Source organism: Ferrovum myxofaciens, assembly GCF_000735045.1.
In the GTDB taxonomy this organism is placed as follows: Bacteria; Pseudomonadota; Gammaproteobacteria; order Burkholderiales; family Ferrovaceae; genus Ferrovum; species Ferrovum myxofaciens.
The window spans coordinates 1-3520 of record NZ_JPOQ01000064.1; the positions used below are offsets into that span (position 1 = coordinate 1).

Consider the following 3520-nt stretch of genomic DNA (forward strand, 5'->3'; position numbering starts at 1 on the left):
ACAACGCTGGTCAGGGGCTACCCGTAACTGGGAGCCTGTAGGTGCTGTCCAATTGAATCCGGAACGACAAGTTCGGTTGGCGGCTTAAGATGGTTGAGGCGACAGAAACCCTGAAAGACGCCGATATGCTCTAGCCGCAACAGCGAAGGCAGATGGCTACCACGCTCAAATCGTGAAACAGTCACTGTGTCTATTCCAAGTTGCTCAGCAAGCACTGCCTGCGTCAGACCAAGAATTTTCCGACGTCCGGCAATGTTTCTACCCAGCAACAAGCCAAGAGATGCCACCTTATTTTCGGTCACTGTATATAACACCCACTAAATTTATAGGCGTTAATTGTTGTGCCTTTACTAATTTTGTGACATGGTGCAAAATGCTTCCAATAAGCAAATTATACCTATGCAAGGATGATTATCTCGGGAAGCTGGGCGTTGATCTGAGCAGTTTATTCACAAAAGGAACTTGGTATGACTGATAATTTTGATATTTTTGGTGTAATAAAAACGGCACAAGAAGAAACGGCTCGATGGATTGGGAAAGCGAATCTGTTAGTGGCAGGAAAAACAGGCGTTGGAAAAAGTACGCTTATTAACGCGATTTTTGGCGAAGATTTCGCAAAAACAGGTACAGGTCAACCCGTAACGCAGGAAATGAAGTTATTTAGCAAAGAGGGATCGCATATCAGCATATATGATTCCAAAGGGTTAGAGTTGGCTGATTTTAAAAAAATACTCGATGAATTAATATCAGCGATTACAGAAATTAACAGCAGTAAAAACGCAATGGATCACATATTGTTGTGTTGGTTATGTGTTGACCACAACTCAGCCAGAATTGAACCTGCAGAAGTGACTTTATTGGAAAAGTTAGAAAAAGAACTTGGCATAAAAACAATTGTTGTTTTTACAAAATCGTTCACAGAAAATAAAGAATTTATCAATGCAGCAAAAAAAATATTACCAAATGCTGAGGACTGGATTGAAGTTCATGCTGAGAAGACAACTATGCGCGGTGGCCAAGAAATCCCTCCTTCTGGATTAGATAATCTTGTGACCAGAACATATGGGCTTTTGCCAGAAATTCAAAAAAGGGCATTTGTTCGAGCACAGCAATTAAATTTAGAAAAGAAAATAGATGAGGCGAATACCACAGTTAATTGGGCTAGTGGTCAAGCGTCTTTGGCTTGTGCAAATCCCCTACCTATACCAGACGCAATACTTATTATACCCATACAAATAAGAATGATGATGCGGATAGGCGAATTATTCGGGATTCCTTCCGTCGATTTCAAAACATTAATGATTGTGTTGGGCGGACCTCTTGCGATGGCAGGAGCTGGACGTCAGGTTGCTTCTTATTTACTAAAGTTCATTCCAATAGGAGGGCAAATTCTCAACGCAACTATTGCAGCCAGCATTACAAAATCAATGGGCACACTATATATAAAAGCGCTGGTTGGTTTAGTAAAGGAAAACCCTTCTAAACATATCGACTACACTATGGTTGCAGAGCGTTTTAAAGGAATGCTGCAAGAGATAAAAAACTAGAATTGGATGGTGGTTACAAACAACGTTCTCAAACCAAGTTAACAATCTGCGATTTAATAAAATTTGCCCTTAGTTGACGTGGTTTGTGACTTTGTGCAAGTTAACACACCGCGACACGTACCAGAAAAGACTGAAGCACCTATTGGAAAATAGCCATGCTAAAACAAATTCTCGGCACCCTTGTAGTCGGTCTGGCAAACAAGGTGCTTTCCAGCCACACAATCACACTCAAGGAAGTACGTGCTTGGGCTGATTTTTTTGGTCAAGAAAACTACGCCACTGGCTTCGCTGGTGGTCAGTTACCGCGATGGGCCAGCCAGAAGCTTGTATAGGTAACGCTGGGCCAGAAAGACAACCAAGTACTGGTAACAGCCACCGTTTATTTCAACGCCAAGACTGGGGCTGCTGGCTATAAGAAATGGTTGGGTAGCACGGTCTTAATGTAGGCAGAATTGCGTACAGAAGCGATTTGCCATGAGCTTTAAGTTGAACCAGTTTAAATTGAATGAAATATCGATAATTAAGGAAGATTAATGTTTGATAATCTGAGTAACCTATTTTCGAAAACGGTAGGTTCTATTTTGGCAGACCGAGCAATTGCAATTCCACAGAATTCAATCAATGCGGCACTTTCTGTAATGGTAATAACGATCCCGGAACTTTCGGCCTTGTCGATGGAAATACATGATGGAAACTTTGATTTGTTGGTAGAGGGTAAGAAGGTCATATCTTTTAAAGCCCGCGTCAGGTTTGAGATTACTTCCTGCGAAATATCTTCAGAAAAACAGAAAATAGTTTTCAAGCGTATTTCCCCTACAGAAATGACGGCAGATGGTTTAATTAATCGAATCCTGCTGACGGTATTTATGGCGATAATTTGTCAGATTTTTAATATTGAACCTGCCAACCTGGTATTGAAAGGTCAATCATGGATTGCTGTTGACGGAGATAATTATATAGTTGACTTGGCTAAAACAGCGCTTTCTGCACAAATTACTCCCCAAATTGAAACCGCTCTAAATATTGCAGGATCTTTTATGCATATCAAGGGACTGAGATGCATGGCGGAGAAGATTGAAGTAATGATAGGGAGGTGAATGTGCTTAAACCCGCTTTGGCTATAGTCACCATTAAATTAGCGCAAATTTTATTTTCGAATAATAAAATACGGCTTCACGAAATCCGCAAATGGGCTAATGAAGCCGTTGATCCTGATATATATGGAGCGGGATACGCCGGAGAAAGTCTCCAAAAAGGTCCCAGTCAGCGGTTTGTGGAAATTGTTTTAGGGCAAAAGGAAAATCAGATACTGGTGACGTCAACTGCGTATATGAATCCTAAATCTGGTGCAGTAGAGCGAAAAGAATGGCTTGGAACAAACATTGACGCAGAACTAAAAAAGGCGTTCGGAAACAATCGACGGATTAGGATTGATTTTTAAGCCGCCAGATCGTTCCCGGTTCAGTTGGACAGCAACTACAGGCTCCTAGTTACGGATAACTGACCCGCATGTGTGTTCCTTACCTTGGCATCATGTGATAAACCCTATGATGCATTGGCCAATGCCCCACGATTCTCTCTTCGTTTCAAAACAGTACCACCCTATGCAAGTGGTGCGTCTGGTTCCACTTGAGTTACCATGCACTATTTGACTTTTTGAAGAGAATACTCTGAATGAGTGCCCTGACCGACCTTCTGAATACTTACCGTCAGGCAGCCAAGACCCAGCGTGAGAAAGGGACCTACTTCGAGAAGTTGATCCTGTGTTATTTAAAGGCGGAACCCAAATATCGGGACCTGTACCAAGACGCCTGGATGTATGAGGACTGGGCGCATCGTCAAGGTCGAACGGGTCAGGACAGCGGGATCGATCTGGTGGCTGAAGTACGCGGGACGGGAGAGTTTCACGCCATCCAGTGCAAACTGTATGCCGAAGATTACAAACTCCAGAAGGGTGACATCGACAGTTTTCT

General features: G+C 42.6%; 5 protein-coding genes and 1 pseudogene. 5 read left to right on the forward strand and 1 reads right to left on the reverse strand.

Annotated elements, in window-relative coordinates; translation table 11 throughout:
* Nucleotides 1-143: 143 nt before the first annotated feature.
* Nucleotides 144-314, reverse strand: a pseudogene (locus tag IV91_RS19730) (helix-turn-helix domain-containing protein); the annotation flags it as partial.
* Between the two features lie 153 nt (nucleotides 315-467).
* On the opposite strand from IV91_RS19730, the gene IV91_RS0108505 reads away from it, so the two are divergent.
* From IV91_RS0108505 to IV91_RS0108525, 5 genes are all read left to right on the forward strand, one after another.
* Nucleotides 468-1547 carry a YcjF family protein gene (locus IV91_RS0108505; RefSeq protein ID WP_051862393.1) on the forward strand — a complete coding sequence of 360 codons (1080 nt, stop codon included), beginning with the start codon at nucleotides 468-470 and terminating at the stop codon, nucleotides 1545-1547.
* A gap of 155 nt (nucleotides 1548-1702) precedes the next feature.
* Entirely contained in the window at nucleotides 1703-1879 is a 177-nt protein-coding gene (locus IV91_RS18425) for a hypothetical protein (RefSeq protein WP_160171552.1), read from the forward strand.
* Between the two features lie 201 nt (nucleotides 1880-2080).
* The gene (locus IV91_RS0108515; RefSeq protein ID WP_031597603.1) at nucleotides 2081-2644 is read left to right on the forward strand and encodes a hypothetical protein; all 564 of its coding nucleotides are present in this window, start codon (nucleotides 2081-2083) and stop codon (nucleotides 2642-2644) included.
* Entirely contained in the window at nucleotides 2641-2988 is a 348-nt protein-coding gene (locus IV91_RS0108520; RefSeq protein ID WP_031597604.1) for a hypothetical protein, read from the forward strand. Before IV91_RS0108515 ends, IV91_RS0108520 begins: the two co-directional genes overlap by 4 nt.
* A gap of 233 nt (nucleotides 2989-3221) precedes the next feature.
* On the forward strand, nucleotides 3222-3520 hold a 299-nt coding region (locus IV91_RS0108525; protein WP_031597605.1), incomplete at its 3' end, for a restriction endonuclease.

What these genes read in the sequence shown, in the direction of transcription:
- IV91_RS0108505 (WP_051862393.1), top strand. Translation starts at nt 468, where the DNA reads ATGACTGATAATTTTGATATTTTTGGTGTAATAAAAACGGCACAAGAA.
- IV91_RS18425 (WP_160171552.1), top strand. Translation starts at nt 1,703, where the DNA reads ATGCTAAAACAAATTCTCGGCACCCTTGTAGTCGGTCTGGCAAACAAG.
- IV91_RS0108515 (WP_031597603.1), top strand. Translation starts at nt 2,081, where the DNA reads ATGTTTGATAATCTGAGTAACCTATTTTCGAAAACGGTAGGTTCTATT.